The organism is Paenibacillus sp. FSL W7-1088, from assembly GCF_037969855.1.
In the GTDB taxonomy this organism is placed as follows: Bacteria; Bacillota; Bacilli; order Paenibacillales; family Paenibacillaceae; genus Paenibacillus.
In genome coordinates, this window is sequence record NZ_CP150216.1 from 385,662 (window position 1) to 405,816 (window position 20,155).

Consider the following 20,155-nt stretch of genomic DNA (forward strand, 5'->3'; position numbering starts at 1 on the left):
CTGGCGGGAGGTTGTGAATGGATGGATACAGGCAGCTATCCGATGTGGGAGCAATATCGCTTGAAACGGGAGCATTACATCATTGGACTGATGTCAGGCACGTCCCTCGACGGGACGGATGCGGCATTGGTGCGTATTCTGACAGATGACAGCGGGGCATTGCAAAAGATCACTCTGGTTGACTTCGTCTGCGTACCGTACTCCAATGAATTGAGAGAAGTGCTGATTCGACTATGTTCACCGGAGACGGCACGTGTGGATGAGCTGACGGCTGCACATTTTGGCGTATCGGAGTGGTATGCTCACAGTGTCAGTGAGCTTATTCGATCCTCAGGAATCCGATCCGGGCAGGTGGATGCAATCAGCATGCACGGACAGACCGTATGGCACGCACCTGTAGCTTCGGCTTTTCCAGGGCCAGTAGGCGAGAGTCTTCCAGTGGTGTCCACGCTGCAGATTGGCGAATGCGCCGTTGTACGTGAACGAACGGGCCTGCCAGTGATCGGCAATTTGCGGGCACGGGATATGGCGGCTGGCGGAGAGGGCGCGCCACTTACCCCTTATGCCGATGCGTTGATGTTCCGCAGTCCGGAGGAAGGGCGACTGGTGCAAAATATCGGAGGTATTGGCAACGTTACGGTGCTGCCATCAGCGTCTTCTAATGAAGGTATCTCGGCTTTTGATACGGGACCTGGCAATATGGTGATGGACGCGATCGTACGCCAGGCGACGGGAGGGCGGCAGCACTATGATCCGAATGGAAGCATCGCCGCACAAGGAAAGTTCAATCAGGATCTGGTAGATCTGTGTTTGGACGATACCTATTTCAAAAGGCTGCCTCCCAAGAGCACCGGACGTGAAGTGTACGGTGCGGCATATGCAGCACGCTTGATGGAGATGGCCGCAGCGCGTTCCTTATCCCTTGAAGATACGCTGGCTACTGCCACCTGTCTGACCGCGGAGACGATCGTGCGAGCAGTGAAGGATTTTATCCTGCCCAAGGTGCACATCTCGGCCATGCTCGCCTGCGGTGGTGGCACTTCCAATGCCACGTTAATGGAGATGATCCGTCAGAGACTCCCGGAAGACATCCGTTTGGAGCGAACAGCGGACTATGGTATACCGGATGATGCCCGCGAAGCGATTGGATTTGCCCTCCTTGGCCATGAGGCACTCATGGGCAGAACCAATACACTCCCGGCAGTAACCGGCGCGAAACACGCCGTAATATCGGGCCACCTGACACTGTAGTGCAGCAAGGCTTTTGAATGAGTTGCATATGCAAGGGCGTGTAATCAATTAGACTCTATTGGAATTATAGGATAAAATGCTTGTACATGAAGGCAGTACGGAAAGGAGGAGCGGATGGAAGGCATGAAAGGTGGACTTGTACGTTTACGCGCATTAATGGATGACTTGACTCCGTCAGAACGGAAGATCGGAGCTTACATTCTCGATCATCCTCAAGAGACGGTTCAGTCCTCGGTGGCACAGCTGTCTGAACGGAGCGGTGGCAGCCCGGCTGCCATTATCCGTCTCTGCAAATCACTGGGTGTAACGGGTTTTCAGGAGCTGAAGCTGAAGATTGCCGGAGATTTGCAGACAGGTGAACAATACCAATATACGGAGATTCGTCCCCAGGACTCCATGGAGAGCATTATTCAGCATGTGTCCGCAAATAATATTCAATCGGTGAAGGATACCGTTCATATTTTGGACCCGCGTCTGGTGGAACAGGCAGTGGACGTGCTCCATCGGGCGAACCGGGTCTTTTTCTACGGGGTGGGGGCCTCCAACCTGATTGCGCTGGATGCACACTACAAGTTCATGCGAATCAATCGCACAAGCTTTTCGTTCGCCGATCCGCATATGCAGATTTCGTCCGCAACGACGCTTCGCGAAGATGATGCGGTGGTATGTATCTCATATTCAGGGGAGACTTCGAACGTGATTTCCTGCCTGAAGCATGCTCGTGAAGGCGGCGCTGCAACGATTAGCATTACCAAGTGGGGGAGCAATACGCTCAGCAGTCTAGCGGATGTGCCCCTGATGATTACTTCCACCGAAAGCGATATCCGAAGCGGAGCAACTTCATCACGAATTGCACAGCTGAACGTAATCGACATTTTGTATCTGGCGATTGCCAGCCGCGACTACAACCAGTCGGTGGAATATTTGGAGAAGAGCCGGCAGGCTATTCTGGAGCATAAATGAAGTAGAACCTATGAATCCCTTTCTGTTTATACAGGAGGGGATTTTTTTGGTTTTTTGACGGATTATATCCGCTTTTAGAATAAAAAAATTATAAAAAAAGCCCAGACTTATGTCGGGCTCCTCTCTTTCAACCTCTAGAAATACCCCTGTACGGCTCAGGAAGGCCCCACAATGGCGCTGCGGACAAATCCGTCAGCCAGATCCAGTCTTCGCTGAGCTTCCACCGCGTCCACGCCTGCCATCAGCATGACGATTGCCGTTTTTACATGACCGTCTGCACCGGCAAAAGCCTGTTCAATGTCCGCTTCATTCGCTCCGGTTGCCAGATGGATCATGCGTTTGGCCCGATGGACAAGCTTCTCGTTCGAAGGGTTCAGATCGACCATGAAATTACGGTAAACCTTGCCTAGACGAATCATGGCGGTAGTGGTGAGCATGTTCAGAATCATTTTCTGGGCGCTGCCGGCCTTCATGCGTGTTGATCCCATGACAACCTCCGGGCCAACAACAGCCTCGATGCTCACATCAGCCAGAAGGGTCATCGGTGTACCTGCGTTGTTACTCAGGCTGATCACCGTAGCTCCGATCTCCTTGGCGTGTCTCATCGCACCCAGCACATACGGCGTTCGCCCACTGGCTGCAATGCCAACCACGACATCGTTTTCGTCTAAGCCGTGTTCATCAAGGTCCGCAGCTCCCAATTCCTCACTATCTTCAGCACCTTCCACCGGGTCCTTCACTGCCCGGAATCCTCCTGCAATAATACCCTGCACCATGGAGGGCGGGGTTCCGTAGGTAGGCGGGCATTCCGAAGCGTCAAGTATTCCCAATCGTCCACTGGTACCTGCGCCTACATAGAACAGCCTGCCGCCAGACTGAAAGGCCTCCAAGATCAGGTCCGCCGCTTGGGCAATGACCGGAATCAAGGGCTGAATGAGCTCCGCAATCCGTTGATCCTCTTTATTAATTAGCTCCATAATTTCTGCCGAAGGTAGTTCATCTATATGATCTGTTAATGGATTGGGTTGTTCCGTTAGTAGTGAGTTTAGCATGTGATTCATCCGTATGGCCTCCTTCTCTCTTTTAAAATGATTCATTCAGGGAACAGCGTCTTCTTGCCAGTTGTGCTGCGCCAACCACTGGATCGGGGGCATCTTCACGATATACAAAATCCAACTTTCCATAATATCCCGATAACTTCTGGATAAATGTATTTCGGAAAAGTGCAGCATATCGAAACAATGATCCGGACAGGACAACCTGAGTAGATGCAAATTCGGGATGACGGGCAATCAGCGCCTTGGCGGTATCCGCCAGTTGTGAGGCTTCATCGATGATCAGTGCCCGGGCGGCCTTATCCCCGGATTCAGCTGCTTCTATAGCCAGACGGGCGATGGATGCGGTCTCGGTTTTGCCCCAATCCATCTGATACACCCGTGTCTTTAGCTCCGAGATATCCCGAAGTTTCAGTTTCTTTAGAAGAAGCGGGGTTAAACGGGTGGGAGGAAGAACACCGTCATAGCTCTGCATAACCACTTGAAGTGCACGCTGCCCAATACGATAGCCGCTCCCCTCATCTCCGAGCAGATGACCCCAGCCTCCTGCACGATATCGCTCGCCTTCCAGCGTAAATCCGTACACGATGGACCCTGTTCCAGAGATGCATAATACACCGTGAGTATGTCCGAGAGTGGCCATCAGAGCAATTTCTCCTTCGGATACAACCCAGACTGGACAGCCCTCTGATCCCCGTTGATTGCGGCTCTTCATATAATTATTTACTGTGTCGGCTATAAGTTGCCGTTCTTGAATCGTATCTACACCTGACATGCCGAGGCATATACCTTCACAATTTGTCGATAAATCACTTTTTAGATTAAATAGCTGTTCCAGCACTCGTTGCAGTTCGGAAAGGGCCTGTTCCAGTGGTACGCTGTGAGGATTCGTGGGACCGCCGCTGAGCCGGGCGACAATTTCGCCAGATTCAGAAATGATTGCTGCATCAGTATTGGTACCGCCTCCATCTACGCCTACATATACTCGCAAAGTGGCTCACCTCGATTGCTTGAGTTTTCTTTTTACATAGTATAGAGGCATAAAATGAAAAAGTAAAATTAAATTTTATAATAAAAAATAATGTTGAATTTTTATTTCATAGCTCATATAATGAACTCAATCTACAATTTTGGAAGGAATTAATACTGTTAATGTCAACTAAGTTGACGTTAATATTGCATTTAAGAGATTAATCCTGCGTACGTTCAGGTCTAATCCATAAGGGAGGTGCTTTTTCCTTACTGCCACGCTCAATAATCTGTTAAGTCGTTTAAGGATGGATGATTTCAAAAGGGGTAGCATGGTTAGGCAATGCAATTATCGGGAGACGACACGCGAAGGAGATGAAGGGATGAAAAAGAAGGGTCTGGTATGGGCAATGTTGTTGATGATGGTCTGGGTTACTGCCTGCGGGAATAGCGGGGGCGCTGCTTCAGATGATCCTAATGCGGAAGATACGGTGACCGTATGGACTTATCCAGTACATGGGACATATGAAGATGAACTGAAGGATCTGATTGTTGATTTCAATAAAGAACACCCGAATATTACCGTGAAGACGGAAATGCTCTCCTGGGCGGAAGGGCCCAAAAAATTCGATGTCGCTCTGAACGCGGGCAACCCGCCGGATCTTTACTTTCATAGTGTAGACGGGACATATGTGAATACGGGATTGGCACTTGAGCTGGACAGCTACCTGACACCTGAGATCAAGGATGACTATCTGCCAGGTACGCTTGAATTAGGTCAGATCCAAGGGAAACAGTACGGACTGCCGTTGTATCAATTCCAATGGGCATGGGGTGGCAACAAACGCATTCTCGAGGAAGCGGGCATGGACTGGAAATCCATTCAGCAAAATGGCTGGACCTGGTCCGAATTCAACGCTGCCGCAGCCAAGCTGACCAAAACGCTGGATGGTGGGGCTAAACAATATGCACTGGTTACCGACGGAACCTCGCTTGATTTCATTGAAATGCTGTCTCGAAACAACGGCATGATTGACGTTCTCGACAAAGCTGGCACGTTCCAATGGAATGATGGCCGCATTCTGGATACTCTCTCTTTTATCAAAAATCTGATGGATCAAGGTTATATGCCGAAGGAAACGGCGGCTCTTGCTCCAGCAAAACGGACGGATATGTTCTACGCGGGGGAAACGGCGATCATCTCCAAAGCGATTCCTTATTATGATGTGATGATTCAGAACCGCAACAAGGACATCGATGATGGCAAGGTACAAGGAGAGAAAATTGATTTTGTCCTGCTGCCTGTACCGCATAATGACGATCAACCTGCGGCAACAACGATGGGCGGCGAAGGGTATGTAGCCTTCAAACAGAAGAAGGACAAAGGCGAACAGCATGCCAAAAATACGTTCCTGGTCATGGAGGCACTCAGTGGTGCCAAAGCAGGGAACTCGGCCAATGAACTGGCGCTTCCATTTGTAAGACAGTCCCAGGTGGATCTGTTTAAAGGAAAAGAACTTGGTCAACCGGATAATCTGGCTGCTGCGAAAGTCATGGCAGAGAATATCGCTATGCCGGTTGTACTGGAACTGGATATCGACAAAGCATCACAGCAAAAACAATTCAAGGAACAAGTTGTGAAGCCTAACATTCAGGCGCTGTTCTCGGGTGAGAAGACACCGGAGCAGATCGCAGAAGACTTCAAGAACAAAGGCCAGCAGATGTTTGGACAATAACTCGGACCATAGAACATAACGCAAAACCACACTGATTAGGAGAGGAGGATTCGCCATGCAGACCGCCCTTGCGCCAAAACCGTCTGTGCCCCGGACTACCCGGGTTGCCCGGTTTTGGCGAGACTACGGGTGGGCGTATTTGTTTATTTTGGCGCCTGTCCTGCTGTTTCTCATTTTCACACTGTATCCCGTTCTGACGGCTCTCGTGATGAGCTTCCAGAAATACAACATTATGAATTCGACGTGGGTTGGATTGGATAACTACGAGCGACTGGTGAAAGATGAGACGTTCTGGAAGTCGATTAAAAATACACTCATCTTTACTGTGGGTACGGTACCGGTCAATATTCTCATTACATTTGTACTGTCCTACTTCATCTTCCAGATGAAAAGCAAGTGGCAGACGTTCTTCAAAGCAACATTGTACCTGCCTGCGGTAGCATCCGGGGTAACCATCTCCATCGTATGGCTGGCGATCTTTGACCCGACGGATTCGGGACTGCTGAACCGCTTCCTCGGCCTGTTAGGCCTTGATCGGGTGATCTGGCTGGGCCAATCGGGAACGGCACTCTTTTCACTCATTCTGATGAACTGGCTCGGATCGCACGGCGCGGGCATTATTCTGTATCTGGCAGCCATGGGCGGTATTCCGAAATCGCTGTACGAAGCGGCAGATATTGATCATGCCAGCGGCTGGACCCAGTTCAGCAAGATTACATGGCCGCTGCTCAAACCAACGACGCTGTATCTGCTCGTGACAGGTGTGATCACGTCTTTCCAGGTGTTCATCTCGGTGTATCTGATGACACAGGGTGGACCAAACTTTGCGACAACAACGATCGCTTATCTGATCTACGAGACTGCATTCAAGTTCTATGAGTTCGGATTGGCTTCAGCACAGTCGTTCGTACTGGCGATTATCATCATTGTCATCTCCGTCATTCAGTTCAAATATTTCTCCAGCGATATTGAGTATTAGAGGTAGTTCAAAACACGTACGATTAGAGCACGTTGCATTAAGCATCCGGGGGTGAATGAAATCCATGAAATCAACACAGAAAAAGACACTGCTTGTCGTTGCATCCATTCTGCTGGTGGTCTGGGCACTGGTGACGGTCATTCCGATGTACTGGATGCTGGTCGGTTCGGTGCAGGATAGTGCGATGTCGGCTTCCTTCAAACCGCAGATGATCCCGGAGCAGCTGTCGTTATCACCATATGAGCGCTTTTTTGCCAAAACCGATGCCTGGCGCTGGCTGTACAATTCGCTGCTCATCTCGATCATATTGACCGTGACGAATGTGTTCTTCGCCTCCCTGGCGGGATATGCATTCGCCAAACTGAAATTCCCGGGAAGTCAGGCGGTATTCTGGACCTTGCTGGGCACGATGATGATTCCGGCACAGGTGACGCTGATTCCTTTGTACATTCTGATGGTCAACGTGTTTGACCTGGGAGATACGTATACGGCCATTATTCTGCCTGCTGCGGTCAGTGTGGGCAACATATTCTTGATGAAACAGTTCATGTCAACGCTGCCCACATCGCTGATTCATGCGGCACGTATTGATGCGTGCAGCGAGTTCGGCATCTTCTGGAAAGTGATCCTGCCGATGGCGAAGCCAGGGATCGCGGTGCTGGCGATTTTCACGTTTGTAGCTTCGTGGAATGAATTTTTCTGGCCATTCCTGATCACTAATTCCAACGAGATGCGCACCGTTCAGGTGGGTCTGGCTTCGTTCGTATTTGCCGAATCAACGGACTTCGGCGCCATGATGGCAGGGGCAACGATTGGTGCACTGCCGATGATCATTCTGTTTTTCTCGCTGCAACGTTATTTCCTACAGGGCATTACGATCGGTGCGGTAAAAGGTTAATTCCTATATATGTTCAACTAAACATTTACACCATAACGGAGAGGACAGAAATAACCTGAAGAAGCGAAAGCGTTCGCCTAAAAGCTTTCTAAAAGAAAGCTACATCGGAAGCATACGCTATCACCGGATTTCCCCTTTTTATAAAGGAATCAAAGAAATCTGGGGATAACAGCGATCGGAAGGTTGTTCTGTCATCGGAGTGCCCGTGTAAATATTCGTTAGTGGAGCTTATATAGTTCAGGACAAGCGACAACGTAAAGGGGGATCTACCTATGGCACGCGTGGAGTTTCGCCAAGTGCGCAAAGAATTCAAAGACGATCATAAAGGAACGTTCACGGCTGTGGCCGGCTCGGACTTTGTTATAGAAGATAAGGAATTCGTGGTTTTTGTGGGTCCTTCGGGCTGTGGCAAGACAACGTCACTGCGGATGATTGCGGGTCTGGAAAAACAGACGAGTGGTGATATTGTCATCGGGGAACGGGTCGTGAATGATCTGCATCCGAAGGATCGCGATATCGCGATGGTATTTCAGGATTATGCGCTTTATCCGCACATGACCATCCGTGAAAATCTGTCCTTTGGCCTGAAAAATCTCAAGAAGCCAAAATCCTATATTGATGAACAGGTACAGAATGCGGCCTCCATTCTGGGGCTGGAGGCGATGCTGGAGCGCAAACCGCGCGAGCTGTCCGGTGGTCAGCGCCAGCGTGTGGCGGTAGGGCGTGCGATCGTCCGTGATCCGCAGGTGTTTCTGTTCGACGAGCCGCTCTCCAATCTGGATGCGAAGCTGCGGGTACAGATGCGAGTGGAATTGGGCGAGCTGCATAAGCGGCTCGGTGCCACAATTGTATACGTCACGCATGATCAGGTGGAGGCGATGACACTTGGGGAGCGCATCGTGGTCATGAATCATGGAGATATTCAGCAAGTGGCTTCGCCGAAAGAATTGTATGCGAGTCCCCGTAATATGTTTGTTGCCGGATTTATCGGTTCCCCGGCGATGAATTTCATTGATGCCCGGATTGAAGGCACACAGGTTGTCGTGGACGGTGCATCATTCACCTTGCCAGAAGATGTACTCGCTCGTCTTCAGAGCCATCAAGGCAAGCCGGTAATTATGGGGCTGCGTCCAGAGCATATTTTTGGTGACGATGTCGCTCCGAATATCCCGACAGATCATATGCTGCAGGCGCGGGTCCAGGTAGTAGAGCATCTGGGCTCCGAGAATCTGGTGTATTTCCATTCGGGTGCCCGTACCGTTACGGCCAAGGTTCACCCGGAAACACATGCTTATGTAGGCATGGACAAAAACTTTGTACTGGACCTGCGTAAGGCGCACTTTTTTGACCCGGAGACGGAGTTGGCGATTGGACGGGAGTAAGCGGCGCTGTCCTATAAGCAAAGAGCGTGAATTTTTAACGAACCTTACACACGTTATTCGCACCCATTTGCACCGGTTTGAAATGTAACGAATCACAGAGACGTTATATACTCGATGACGTTGTTTATTAGGCTCTGACGCCTTGTTTGTACTGAAATAACGGCACTGAAGTTCGTTAAAATTTGTATGCCTCGAAAATCCTTCGTTTAAGGTGCGGTAGATTCGTTAGCACATTGGAAGTTTGGGGCACATTGCAAGTTTGGTTGCAACATACTGACCAGCGGTGCGGCCAAGCCAATCGAAATGGGGAGACCTTTTGAGACAGTCCTTATGGGACAACACTTTCTTTTCCATTTTAGTTCTGTCTTCTCCGTTATCGTGTAAATGTGTGGGTCAACTTATATAGAGGGGAGAATGAAAATGCGTAAGCTGAGTGAAGTCTTGGTCAAGTCGGGGGCGGAAATCTATCGGGATATCATTCCGGTGGCCCTGTACAGTGTTGTCAGCTCCATCGTGCTGGTGCCCATTCTGATGTTTGCTCCGCTGCCAATCGCGGTGCTGCTTTTGGCCGTGATTTATATGCCAATCCTGTTCGGTGTCAGTTATGCCGTGCATCACAGGCTGGAACGCAAGGAACGCCGCAATGGGCTTAAGGATATCTGGAACGGAACGATGAAGGGATTCATCCCGGGAGGGGCAGTAGGTGTGCTTTTCGCCGTGCTTGGCTTCATTCTCTGGTCAACCTGGTGGTATTACGGCGGACAGGGCGGAATTACAGGTACAGCGGTGAGCATGTTCCAAACGTTCTTCGTCCTCATGGCGCTCATGTCGCAGTTCTATACCTGGCAGCTTGTTCTGCAAAAGAACATGGGCATCATTCAGGCGATGGGGGAAAGTGTGAAGCTATTCTTCCGTCATCCGGGGTACACGATGGGAGCCTGTTTTCAGGCGCTGTGTCTGACGGCTCTGCTAATGCTGACGGTTGTTGGCTTCGGAGCGCTGTTCGCGGGCATGTTTGCCATCTATCAGCATAAGGTGTCCCTTAATGTGCTGGAACCGGAAGAGGAACCTGTCACATCTGGCGGCAATGACCACCAGCATACGGGGTGGATCAGCCAAGGGAATGTGTGATGGGTGTAAAAACTGGAGTTGATCTTCTGTCGGGAGGATTCTCCCACCAATGGTTAACGGATGCGCGTATTGGATTGATGACAAACCCTACGGGTATTACGGCAAATTTTGTCTCTACGGTGGATGTTTGTGCCAGCTTGGCAGAGGCCAAGCTTACAGCGCTTTATGCGTGTGAGCACGGGCTGGAAGGTGAACTTCAAGCTGGTGTCCGATTCGGGAATACAGTGCATCCACGTCTGGGCATCCCTGTGCTCAGCCTTTATGGGGAACACAAGAAGCCTACCCCTGCGATGCTGGCTGAGGTGGATACGGTGCTGTTTGACATCCAGGATGTGGGTGTCCGTTATTACACGTATGCATCAACCTTGTTCCACATGATGGAGGCCTGTGCCGAAGCAGGCAAACGCCTGCTGGTGCTGGACCGTCCCAATCCGCTGGGCGGGGATACGGTAGAAGGCAGCCTACTAAGCGCGGGGTATGAATCACTCGTTGGCGCTTGGCGTGTTCCTGTCCGCACCGGACTGACGGTAGGTGAATTGGCCCTGTTGGTCAACAGTGAGATGGAGGTGCCCTGCGAACTGGATGTGATCGTAATGGAAGGATGGCGGCGCTCCATGGAGTTTACGGATTGTGAGCTTCCCTGGATGCTGCCCTCTCCCAATATGCCTACAATGGACAGTGTGCGGGTGTATGCGGGTACTTGCCTGTTCGAAGGCACCAATGTATCGGAAGGCAGGGGCACGACCCGCCCATTTGAGTGGATTGGAGCACCTTGGATTGAGGGTGAACGACTGGCGGAACGCTTTCGGGAACACAAACTGGAGGGTGTTCATGTGCATCCGGTGTACATGTCGCCAACCTTCTCCAAACATGCAGGTGAGCTGTGTGGAGGTGTGAGGATTTTCGTGACAGACAGCAGGGCATTCCGGGCGGTAGATACAGGTCTGGTGCTTTTACATGAACTGGCGTCGCTCTATCCGGAGCAATTTCGCTGGTTGGAGCCGCCACAGCCGGGCTCCCGTTATTTTATTGATCTGTTGACCGGAGGCAGGAAAGTCAGGGATGTCATTCATGACCGTGAAGAATTAGTACGCTTGATGGAAGATTGGAACGCAGAGGCAGAGGAATGGAAGGAACGGCGGAAGCCGTTTTTGCTATACCCATAAAGAGTGAAATTCATCAATAGAATGTCGCGTAATGTACGGATGATGTTTGTCCTGGGGAGGAGGCATGGAATGAGTGAGCCAAAAGAGATATACGCGTTGAAGCTGAAACAGATGACCTTGCGTGAGAAAATTGGACAAATGCTGCTTTGCGGCTTTCATGGCACCGAGGCTGCCGGGGAGGTGGACGCTTTTCTGCGAAAGTATCCCATTGGCGGCGTAATCTATTTTGCGCGCAACGTCGAGTCGCCGGAGCAGGTAGAGCGGTTATCGTCGGGGCTGCAACGGATTGCTGTCGATAGCGGTAATGTACCGCTTTGGATATCCATTGATCAGGAGGGCGGCATGGTGGCCCGGATTACCGAAGGGATCGCCCTGATGCCGGGACAAATGGCGATTGCGGCAGCAGGTTCCATCGAGGATGCATACCAGGCAGCCTATATCAGTGGGGTGGAGCTGAGATCCATGGGAATTAACATGAACTTTGCTCCGGTCCTGGATGTAAACAACAACGCTGCCAATCCGGTAATCGGTGTGCGTTCATTTGGGGAATCACCGCAGTCCGTGGCAGCGTATGGGGTCAGAAGCATTGCGGGAGTACAAGATGCTGGCATTTCTGCGACAGCCAAACATTTCCCAGGTCACGGGGATACGGATACCGATTCGCATCTGGATCTCCCGGTCATCACCCATGATCGGGAACGAGTAGAGCATGTCGAGCTGATTCCGTTCCGGGCTGCCATAGCGGCAGGTGTTGATGCGATGATGTCGGCACATATTTATTTTCCGGCTCTGGAACCGGAGCGTCTGCCTGTGACACTATCGCGAGCCGTGTTAAGTGGATTGCTTCGTCAGGAGCTGGGGTATGACGGCATGATAGTAACGGATTGTATGGAGATGGACGCGATTGCCGCCAACTATGGGACTGTAGATGCAGCTGTAATGGCGGTAGAGGCCGGTGCAGATCTGGTGTTGATCAGCCACACAGCTCATCTTCAGGCAGGGGCATTTGAAGCGCTGCTGGCAGCCGTGCAGAGTGGGCGAATCAGCGAGGCGCGCATTGATGAATCTGTAACTCGGTTGCTGAAATACAAGGCCAAACGGCTCGAGAATGGAGCGGGCACAGGTGATGATGGAGTGCACGGAGCGGTGTCGACTGCAATCTCCGCTGAGGCATCAATTCATCCAGCTTCATTCGAGCGCCAAGAGCGTAACCAACCGTCACATCAAGAGGTGGCTCGACGAATCAGTGAGAACAGCATCACGCTGGTGCGTGACCAACTGAACATGCTTCCTTTGAAGCCGGAACGTACACTGGTCATAACGGTTGCTACATCTGTCACAACGATTGCCGACGAACAGCTGACGCAGGCGGTTACCCTAGGCTCGGCTTTGTCGCATTGCGGTCTGGATGTGGTCGATGTAACAGTCTCGCCAGAGGAAGTTGCCATCCGTTCTGCTCGTCTGCTTCAAGCTGCGGAAGAGGATGACATTCGCCAGATTGTAGTGGGGACTTATAATGCAGGCAGTGCCGCCGGTGATCCGCAGTGCAGGTTGATCGGTTGGCTGCAGCAATTGGGCAAGCCGCTCGCTGTTGTGGCGCTCCGCAGTCCCTATGACCTGCTTGCGATCCCGGAGATAAAGGTCTATGTGACAGCGTACGAGAGCAGGCCGCTTGCCATGGATAGCGCTGCTCGGGCGCTGATGGGGCATATTCCTTTTGCTGGAAAGCTTCCTGTATCCATAAAGCAGACAGGCGTTAAATGACGAACGAAGCGAAATTATGATCCGGATTATGAAGACCAATATAGCAGAAGGGACGATCCTGTAATGGACCGTCCCTTCTGCTATATCTAATGAATAATTGCAAAATTATTGCAGATTCAGTGCCTTAGCTGTCTTAGCCTCGACTTCATCCATGAGCGAAGTCATATCCATACCCGCATGATTACCAAGCAGAATAATGGTAACATCGTCTGTTAAATTGCGTGAGAACGCTGTGGCAAAACCACCGCCGCTACCGTTATGGAAGACGGTACGATTCTGATCGTTTTCCTTGAGAATCCAGGCGTAGCCATAATTTTTATCCGAATATGGCTCATACATCTGTTCAATCGTATCCTGGCTCAGAATTTTGTCCGTGTACAGTGCCCGATCCCACTTCAGCAAATCGTCCACGGTGGAGTAGATCGTCCCTGAACCTGATTGTGAAACATAATAAGGGGCAGGTACCCACTGCTTATTCTCCGCAACAAATCCACTATTCGTATGGATCTTGCGGGAAGCTTCTCCGGAGTCCTTCATGCCGAGCGGCTTCAAAATGGTCTGTTGTACATAATCGGCATAACTCATGCCAGAAACCTGTTCAATAACATAGGCCAGCAGAACATAACCACTGTTACTGTATAAATAGGCACTACCTGGTTCGAATTTCAATGTTTTGTGCCGGATTTCCTCTACCGTTTCTTCCAATGAAGTGCCTTCACCCCGGCCAAAGGCGGACGGGAGACCTGAAGTCTGGGATAACAGCATATGGAGCGTGATCTGATCTCCCTTCGGTATACCGGAGATGTATTTGGATATTGGATCTTGCACATCGAGCTTTCCTTTTTCAACCAAGCTCAGAATGGAGGCTGCGGTGAAGGACTTGCTCAGAGAGGCGATTCTAGTCTTCTGATCCGGACGATTCAACGTTTGTTCATCCGCTAGTCCGTAGCCTTGGCGAAGCAGGACTTTTCCATTGCGGGCAATCAGAGCCATACCGGGAAAATCAATTTCGCGCAAATAGCTGTCTACACTGGCGACTTGACTATTTAATAGGCTTACTTTGTCCGTCTCGATATTAACACTCATCTGCCCTGAGGCTGTACGTTGTACTTTAATATCCGCTTTGAGTGCATTGGCAAGCGCGCGGACAGGTAACATCAGTGTGCCGTTAATGGTGCGGGACTGCACACCGGAGGACAGACGAATCTGATTAACCTGTATGAAATCACTGCCAGCCTGGTGAACCAGCTTGTCTCGACCAACGGTAATCGTAGCCGTTTTGGTACGAGCTTCCCACTTCAAGGTGCCATTTACAGAGGTAACAACATCTCGCAATGGAACATATGTTGTGCCTTTGTATACAAGGGGTGCATTTTTCCACGATTGCTCTTGACCATTCACTTCAATGTGAACTGTTTGCGTCTCTTGTGCCGCGGATGCCGTGAAACTGGCTTGTCCCATAATGGGGCCTGCACAAAGGATGAGGGCTAACAGAATACGTAACATGGATGAAAATAATCTGGTAACAGGTTGTTGCACATGCGACTTGCGTAAGATTCGAATCCTCTCCTTCCAGTCGTTTCATGGATAACCAGCTTATGAGATATTGTAAACGATCACGAAGAGGGGGTCAAAACGGGGAATGAGCATCATTTTCTATTATCCTAACAAAAATAATGTAATTTCGATTCATTTTAGTATCCATACATAATATTTTTACTACGTTTGTCCGATAAAAAAGGGTGAAGATGATGATGGGGGATATTTAAATGAAGAAAAGGATTCGCAATTGGTTTACATTAACGGTTAAGAAACGTCTGATCGCTTCGTTGCTCCTGTTCCTGATTGTACCGAGCATTAGTGTGGGATGGTTGTCTTATTTAAAAGCAGCAGATCAGGTCAACGTAGAAATTATTCATTCCGCTCAGGCCAAAACGGAAATGCTCAGTCTGCAGATTAGTCAGATGCTGGATATGGAGAAGGATAATGCAGCGCAATTCGCCGCCGGTATTACTTCAACAGATATTATCAATAAATCACCAGCCCTACAAAGACAAATGGACCGTATGTCCAAGGCTCATAAAGAACTGGGCGTATTAACTGCCGGCGCTGAAGATGGCAGCTGGATGAAATCCCCTGACCCCGGGCAGCAGATCTATGATCCACGGGAGCGCAGCTGGTACACGATGGCGATGTCATCAGATGAACCAATTATCTCAGATACGTTCCAGTCGGTAACCACGGGAGAATGGGTTGTCACCGCAGCTGCCAAGCTGGCCGATGGGAAAGGGGTATTTGGTGCCAATGTAAGTCTCAATCATTTGAAAGAATCTGTTGATAAGATACATATAGGTGAACAAGGAAAACTGTATATGCTGGATAACGGCGGGAAATTTCTTTTCCACTACAAGATTGAATCCGGTGTGCAGTCCAATGAGAGCTACATTAATGAGATGTATAAAAAAAATCAAGGAACTGTAAAGTACACGTATGATGGACAAGAATTGGAAGCCGTATTCTATACGAATCCCGAAACAGGCTGGAAAATTGTCGGTGAGATGGTTCCTTCTGAAGCAGCAGATGCGGTAAGACCGATCTTGATCCGTGCCTACACTCTGGTAGGGGCTTCATTGATTATTGGTATTATTCTGCTCGTATTCATTATTCGCAGCATTCACCGTCCATTGTTGCAATTGACCCAGGCAGCATCCAAAGTAAGCGCGGGTGATCTGACGGTTCGAGTAGGCTTGCAGCGCCGTGACGAGTTCGGACAACTCGGGGAAAGCTTCGATACCATGACATCTTCGCTGCGTAACGTTCTTGGCGAAGTGCATGATACATCAAGCCAGCTAGCGGCATCCTCTGAGGAGCTGATGGCGAGTTCTGAACAGACATCCAGAGCAACGGAACAGGTTGCTGAATTGATGCAGGATGCAGCGTCAGGAACGAACAAACAAAACGCCAGTCTTGCTGCAACGGGTCAACTCGTCAGTGAAATGTCTATTGGGGTCAAAGGAATCTCATCGAGTGCTGAAGACACTGCTCGTATAGCTGTAGAAGCATCTTCCAAGTCCGAAGCGGGTATGGTTACGGTGGAAGATGCGGTTGCTCATATTCAGAAGGTGAATGATGAGAGTGAGGCCATGGCTGTTGTCATACAGGATCTTCGTGCGAAAAATGAAGAGATTGTTGAGATTGTGGCCGAGATCACCAACATCGCCAAACAGACCAATATCCTGGCCTTGAATGCATCTATTGAAGCTTCAAGAGCAGGTGAACAGGGTCGAGGCTTTGCTGTCGTTGCCAACGAAGTGAAGTCTCTAGCTAACAATTCAGGCAGTGCTGCCGAACGTATTAATGAACTTATGCGTGAGATGCAAGAGAAAACGAATGCGGTACAGTCTACCTTTGCCCATACAGGAGAAGGTATGATTAAAAGTACGCAAATGATCACGGAGGCGGGAGAGGCCTTCAAAAATATCCGTAGTGCGGTGCAGTTGGTTGCTGCACAAGCTGGAGAAGTGTCGGCAGCTTCCCGTCAGATCGATGGAGGCATGAGTTATGTGTCCAAGGAAGTGAATGACACCATTGAATTATCCAATCAGATTGCCTCAGGAACCGAGGATGGTTCAGCTGCTGCGCAGGAGCAGCTCGCTACAATGGAAGAGGTTGCAGCTTCTTCTGCGGCATTGTCCCGTATGGCTGAAGATCTGCAAAGCCTGATTGAGAAATTCAAGTTATAGTTCAATATCCATTCTAAAAGAGACTGTGGGGTTGTAACCCTGCAGTCTTTTTCTTATTGATGTCCTTCGTTATTCAACGGTGTATGAAGGCGCGGAATGGATCTGTTCTGATCTGTTCTGATCTGTTCTGATCTGTTATGTTCTGTAAAAATGAATCTGTCTCTCCCTGAATGTCTCATCTTGTGGTATATTTCTAAATTAAAAGTAATCCGCAAGATGTGGATGAGATGGAGAGGGGATGAACCGGATTTGGATAAATCGATACCACTGACATCCGGGCCCGCAAATACCGAAGAGGTGCTGGATGATGCTACATTTATGCAAGGGGTTAAGGACTGTATCCCAACCCTGCTTGGATATTTAAGTATTGGTTTTGCAGCGGGTGTCATTGAAATGACGGCAGGCCTAAGTTTGGCGGAAACGGCACTGCTTAGTCTGATTGTATACGCTGGATCGGCCCAGTTTATTGCCGCGGGCATGCTTGCCTCGAGTGGTTCAGCGACTGCTATCATTTTCACCATATTTTTCGTGAATCTTCGCCATCTGCTGCTGAGTGCAGCCGTATCACCTTACTTTCGTCATCTGACGCCGCTTAAAAATATGTGGATCGGCTCGCTGCTTACCGACGAGTCCTTTGGCGTGGCGATGACGCGAGCGATTGGACGGAAAACGTTGAGTGAGCGCTGGATGCACGGTCTGAACATTACAGCATATCTGAATTGGTTTGTGGCGAATATGGCGGGGGCTTACTTTGGGCGCTGGATAACCAATCCCGAGCGGCTTGGACTTGATTTTGCCCTGCCTGCAATGTTTATTGGTCTGGTAGTGCTTCAACTGATGCAGCGCAAAAATAAAAAAAACCACATCAATGTGGCGATTATCGCTGTTGTCTGTGTAATCTTCGCCAGCATGGCTTCACTTGGCAGCATGAGTGTCATTGTGGCTGCGGTCATTGCGGCAACGATGGGAGTAGTGATGGAACGATGGAAGTAAGATGGGATGTATTCTGGATTATTATGGGTTCGGCTTTGTTAACGTTCATCCCGCGCGTATTGCCGCTCATGCTGTTCAGTAAAATACAGATTCCGATGTGGCTGTTACGCTGGCTTGAGTATGTACCCGTTGCGGTCATGGCGGCACTGATCGGTCAGGAACTGTTCATGGCGGATAACCAGTGGGTGCCGATTACACATAATCCAGCCCTGTGGGCAGCACTGCCTACGATTGCAGTAGCCATCTGGACACGAAGTCTGCTCGGAACCGTACTAGTCGGTATTGTTGCGATGATGATTTTGCGGTACTTGATGGGTTAATATATGGGGCCTTTATGGGATCAGGTAAATCCTTCGCTCTAACGGTTAATAATGTTCTATAAGATCGTAATAGAGCGAAGGGAGCTAAATCCATGAGCGACTCAAAGCACAGAATATTGATTACGGGAGCGGCGGGAGTCATTGGTCGCAGTCTGCTGGATGGGCTGAGGGAAAAGGGCAAGTATGACATCGTAGCTGCCGATCTTCATGAAGATCCTCAAGCAGGCATTGTAACGATGGATGTGACCGACGAAGAACGATTGAAAGAGCTGATGCAGGGTGTTCACACGGTGCTGCATATTGCATGGGCCAAGGATGAAGAAGATTTTCTGGGCAAAGTCCTACCGATCAACGTAACAGGGGCCTACCATGTGTATGAAGCTGCTCGGTTGAATGGTGTACAGCGGGTTATTTTTGCGAGTTCAAATCATGCGACAGGGTTTTATCCAACAGGAGAGGATATCGAAGTGGATGATCCATATCGGCCAGACAGTTTCTACGGGCTCAGCAAATGTTATATCGAGCTGCTTGGGCGATATTACGTGGATAAATATGACCTGTCGTCATTCAATATTCGAATAGGCAACTTCTCGGGTGATGCACATCCACACTCTGAGCGTTCCGCACATATTTGGATCTCTCCCAGAGATATGGTACAGCTTGCCGAGTGCTGCATTGAGGCGGATTCAAGCATGAAATACGTTAATCTATATGGAACTTCAGCGAATACGGACAATTATTATGATATTGGATATCTGGAACAGAAGATTGGGTACCGCCCCAAGGACGACGCGGCAGTGTTGTGGGACGAAGCGAAACGCAAGGGAGCGCCGGATAAGCAGGATGAGACGGAATATCAGGGCGGAGGATATGTCGCGAAGGACCCGAAATCCTGAAATATTAAAGACCTGAAAACGCTATTTTCTATTGCGTCCGAAAGGGATAAAATGGAGACTGAAAGGTTGAGGTTTTCATTTTACATACAGGAAGGAACGGTTTTGATTATGAGTACACATTCATCCGTTATACTTTTTCAGGGAGACTCCATTACAGATGGGGGAAGATCGCGCAATGATGATCCGAATCATTTTCTCGGGCATGGCTATGCGTATCTGATCTCAAGCAAACTGGGTGTGGAACTGGCAGCCAAGCAGCCAACGTTCTACAACAGAGGAATTAGCGGGGACCGCGCTTCCGATCTGTATGCACGTTGGAACGAGGATACCTTTAGTTTGAAGCCGGATCTGATCAGTATTCTAATTGGTGTTAATGATGCATGGCGTACCATGAATGGCGAACCTAGTGGTGTGACGGATCGTCTTGGACGTGCATATCGTCATTTGCTGGAGGAGACACGCGAAGTGATGCCGAATACTGGTTTGGTTTTAATGGAGCCGTTCATTCTTAAAACCGGAGCTACAGTGGAGCTTTGGGACACATGGCAGGAGCGTATCGGGCAGTATCAAAATCTGGTCCGTGAACTCGCAAGTGAGTTCGGGGCCGTCTGGGTACCTTTGCAGCAAACGTTCAACGATGCTCTCGAACAAGCTGACGCTGCCTACTGGTTATGGGATGGTGTGCATCCAACTGCAGCGGGTCATGAGCTGATTGCACGTCAGTGGCTGTCTGTTGTACAGAATTCTCCACTTGCGATTGGTTAATAGACATTGGATATATCAAATCTGCGCTGCAAAGCTGAATGTAACGAGGAACCCGGGGGGTTCTTCGTTTTTTTATATTTGGGGCAGGGATTCTGTGGTTAATTTGGTTGAATATGATGGATAACTCTTCAAAAGTACGGCATT

The 20,155-nt window shown here is 49.7% G+C and carries 17 protein-coding genes; 14 read left to right on the top strand and 3 right to left on the bottom strand.

The features are described 5' to 3' along the window. Positions 1-21: 21 nt before the first annotated feature. Together MKY42_RS01870 and MKY42_RS01875 are read left to right on the top strand one after the other, a co-directional pair. Positions 22-1,251 (top strand): anhydro-N-acetylmuramic acid kinase, encoded by a 1,230-nt coding sequence (locus MKY42_RS01870; RefSeq protein WP_090904039.1) that lies wholly within the window; start codon positions 22-24, stop codon positions 1,249-1,251. A gap of 123 nt (positions 1,252-1,374) precedes the next feature. Then, positions 1,375-2,214 (top strand): MurR/RpiR family transcriptional regulator, encoded by an 840-nt coding sequence (locus tag MKY42_RS01875; protein ID WP_090904342.1) that lies wholly within the window; start codon positions 1,375-1,377, stop codon positions 2,212-2,214. Positions 2,215-2,369: 155 nt separating this feature from the next. On the opposite strand, the gene murQ is transcribed toward MKY42_RS01875, so the two are convergent. Further along, a complete protein-coding gene (murQ, locus tag MKY42_RS01880; protein WP_090904040.1) occupies positions 2,370-3,275 on the bottom strand; it encodes an N-acetylmuramic acid 6-phosphate etherase in 906 nt (301 codons plus the stop codon). A gap of 22 nt (positions 3,276-3,297) precedes the next feature. Further along, positions 3,298-4,260: a BadF/BadG/BcrA/BcrD ATPase family protein gene (locus tag MKY42_RS01885; RefSeq protein WP_090904041.1), complete on the bottom strand. Its 963-nt coding sequence runs from the start codon at positions 4,258-4,260 to the stop codon at positions 3,298-3,300. 361 nt (positions 4,261-4,621) lie between these two features. Between MKY42_RS01885 and MKY42_RS01890 the strand changes: the two genes are divergently transcribed. From MKY42_RS01890 to nagZ, 7 genes are all read left to right on the top strand, one after another. After that, positions 4,622-5,974 carry an extracellular solute-binding protein gene (locus tag MKY42_RS01890; RefSeq protein ID WP_339848209.1) on the top strand — a complete coding sequence of 451 codons (1,353 nt, stop codon included), beginning with the start codon at positions 4,622-4,624 and terminating at the stop codon, positions 5,972-5,974. 55 nt (positions 5,975-6,029) lie between these two features. Beyond that, positions 6,030-6,953, top strand: a complete 924-nt coding sequence (locus tag MKY42_RS01895; protein WP_339848210.1) for a sugar ABC transporter permease — start codon at positions 6,030-6,032, stop codon at positions 6,951-6,953. 64 nt (positions 6,954-7,017) lie between these two features. Further along, positions 7,018-7,851, top strand: a complete 834-nt coding sequence (locus MKY42_RS01900) for a carbohydrate ABC transporter permease (RefSeq protein ID WP_339848211.1) — start codon at positions 7,018-7,020, stop codon at positions 7,849-7,851. A gap of 272 nt (positions 7,852-8,123) precedes the next feature. Next, complete coding sequence (gene ugpC / locus MKY42_RS01905; protein WP_090904044.1) at positions 8,124-9,233, top strand: sn-glycerol-3-phosphate ABC transporter ATP-binding protein UgpC; 1,110 nt, start codon at positions 8,124-8,126, stop codon at positions 9,231-9,233. A gap of 420 nt (positions 9,234-9,653) precedes the next feature. Continuing rightward, positions 9,654-10,364 carry a hypothetical protein gene (locus MKY42_RS01910; RefSeq protein WP_090904045.1) on the top strand — a complete coding sequence of 237 codons (711 nt, stop codon included), beginning with the start codon at positions 9,654-9,656 and terminating at the stop codon, positions 10,362-10,364. Next, entirely contained in the window at positions 10,364-11,530 is a 1,167-nt protein-coding gene (locus tag MKY42_RS01915; RefSeq protein ID WP_090904046.1) for a DUF1343 domain-containing protein, read from the top strand. The genes MKY42_RS01910 and MKY42_RS01915 overlap by 1 nt, the downstream gene beginning before the upstream one ends. 69 nt (positions 11,531-11,599) lie before the next feature. Then, positions 11,600-13,294, top strand: coding sequence for a beta-N-acetylhexosaminidase (gene nagZ, locus MKY42_RS01920; RefSeq protein ID WP_090904047.1), 1,695 nt, complete (start codon positions 11,600-11,602; stop codon positions 13,292-13,294). A gap of 105 nt (positions 13,295-13,399) precedes the next feature. On the opposite strand, the gene MKY42_RS01925 is transcribed toward nagZ, so the two are convergent. Then, complete coding sequence (locus MKY42_RS01925) at positions 13,400-14,833, bottom strand: serine hydrolase (protein WP_090904048.1); 1,434 nt, start codon at positions 14,831-14,833, stop codon at positions 13,400-13,402. A 230-nt stretch (positions 14,834-15,063) separates the two neighbouring features. On the opposite strand from MKY42_RS01925, the gene MKY42_RS01930 reads away from it, so the two are divergent. The 5 genes from MKY42_RS01930 to MKY42_RS01950 all read left to right on the top strand — a co-directional run bounded on the left by MKY42_RS01930 (position 15,064) and on the right by MKY42_RS01950 (position 20,011). Next, the gene (locus MKY42_RS01930; protein WP_179262070.1) at positions 15,064-17,037 is read left to right on the top strand and encodes a methyl-accepting chemotaxis protein; all 1,974 of its coding nucleotides are present in this window, start codon (positions 15,064-15,066) and stop codon (positions 17,035-17,037) included. A gap of 318 nt (positions 17,038-17,355) precedes the next feature. After that, complete coding sequence (locus tag MKY42_RS01935; RefSeq protein WP_339852672.1) at positions 17,356-18,030, top strand: AzlC family ABC transporter permease; 675 nt, start codon at positions 17,356-17,358, stop codon at positions 18,028-18,030. Next, entirely contained in the window at positions 18,021-18,350 is a 330-nt protein-coding gene (locus MKY42_RS01940; protein ID WP_090904050.1) for an AzlD domain-containing protein, read from the top strand. The genes MKY42_RS01935 and MKY42_RS01940 overlap by 10 nt, the downstream gene beginning before the upstream one ends. Positions 18,351-18,442: 92 nt before the next feature. Beyond that, positions 18,443-19,246 (top strand): NAD(P)-dependent oxidoreductase, encoded by an 804-nt coding sequence (locus MKY42_RS01945; RefSeq protein ID WP_339848212.1) that lies wholly within the window; start codon positions 18,443-18,445, stop codon positions 19,244-19,246. Positions 19,247-19,354: 108 nt separating this feature from the next. Continuing rightward, positions 19,355-20,011: an SGNH/GDSL hydrolase family protein gene (locus MKY42_RS01950; protein ID WP_090904344.1), complete on the top strand. Its 657-nt coding sequence runs from the start codon at positions 19,355-19,357 to the stop codon at positions 20,009-20,011. The last annotated feature ends 144 nt before the right edge of the window (positions 20,012-20,155 follow it).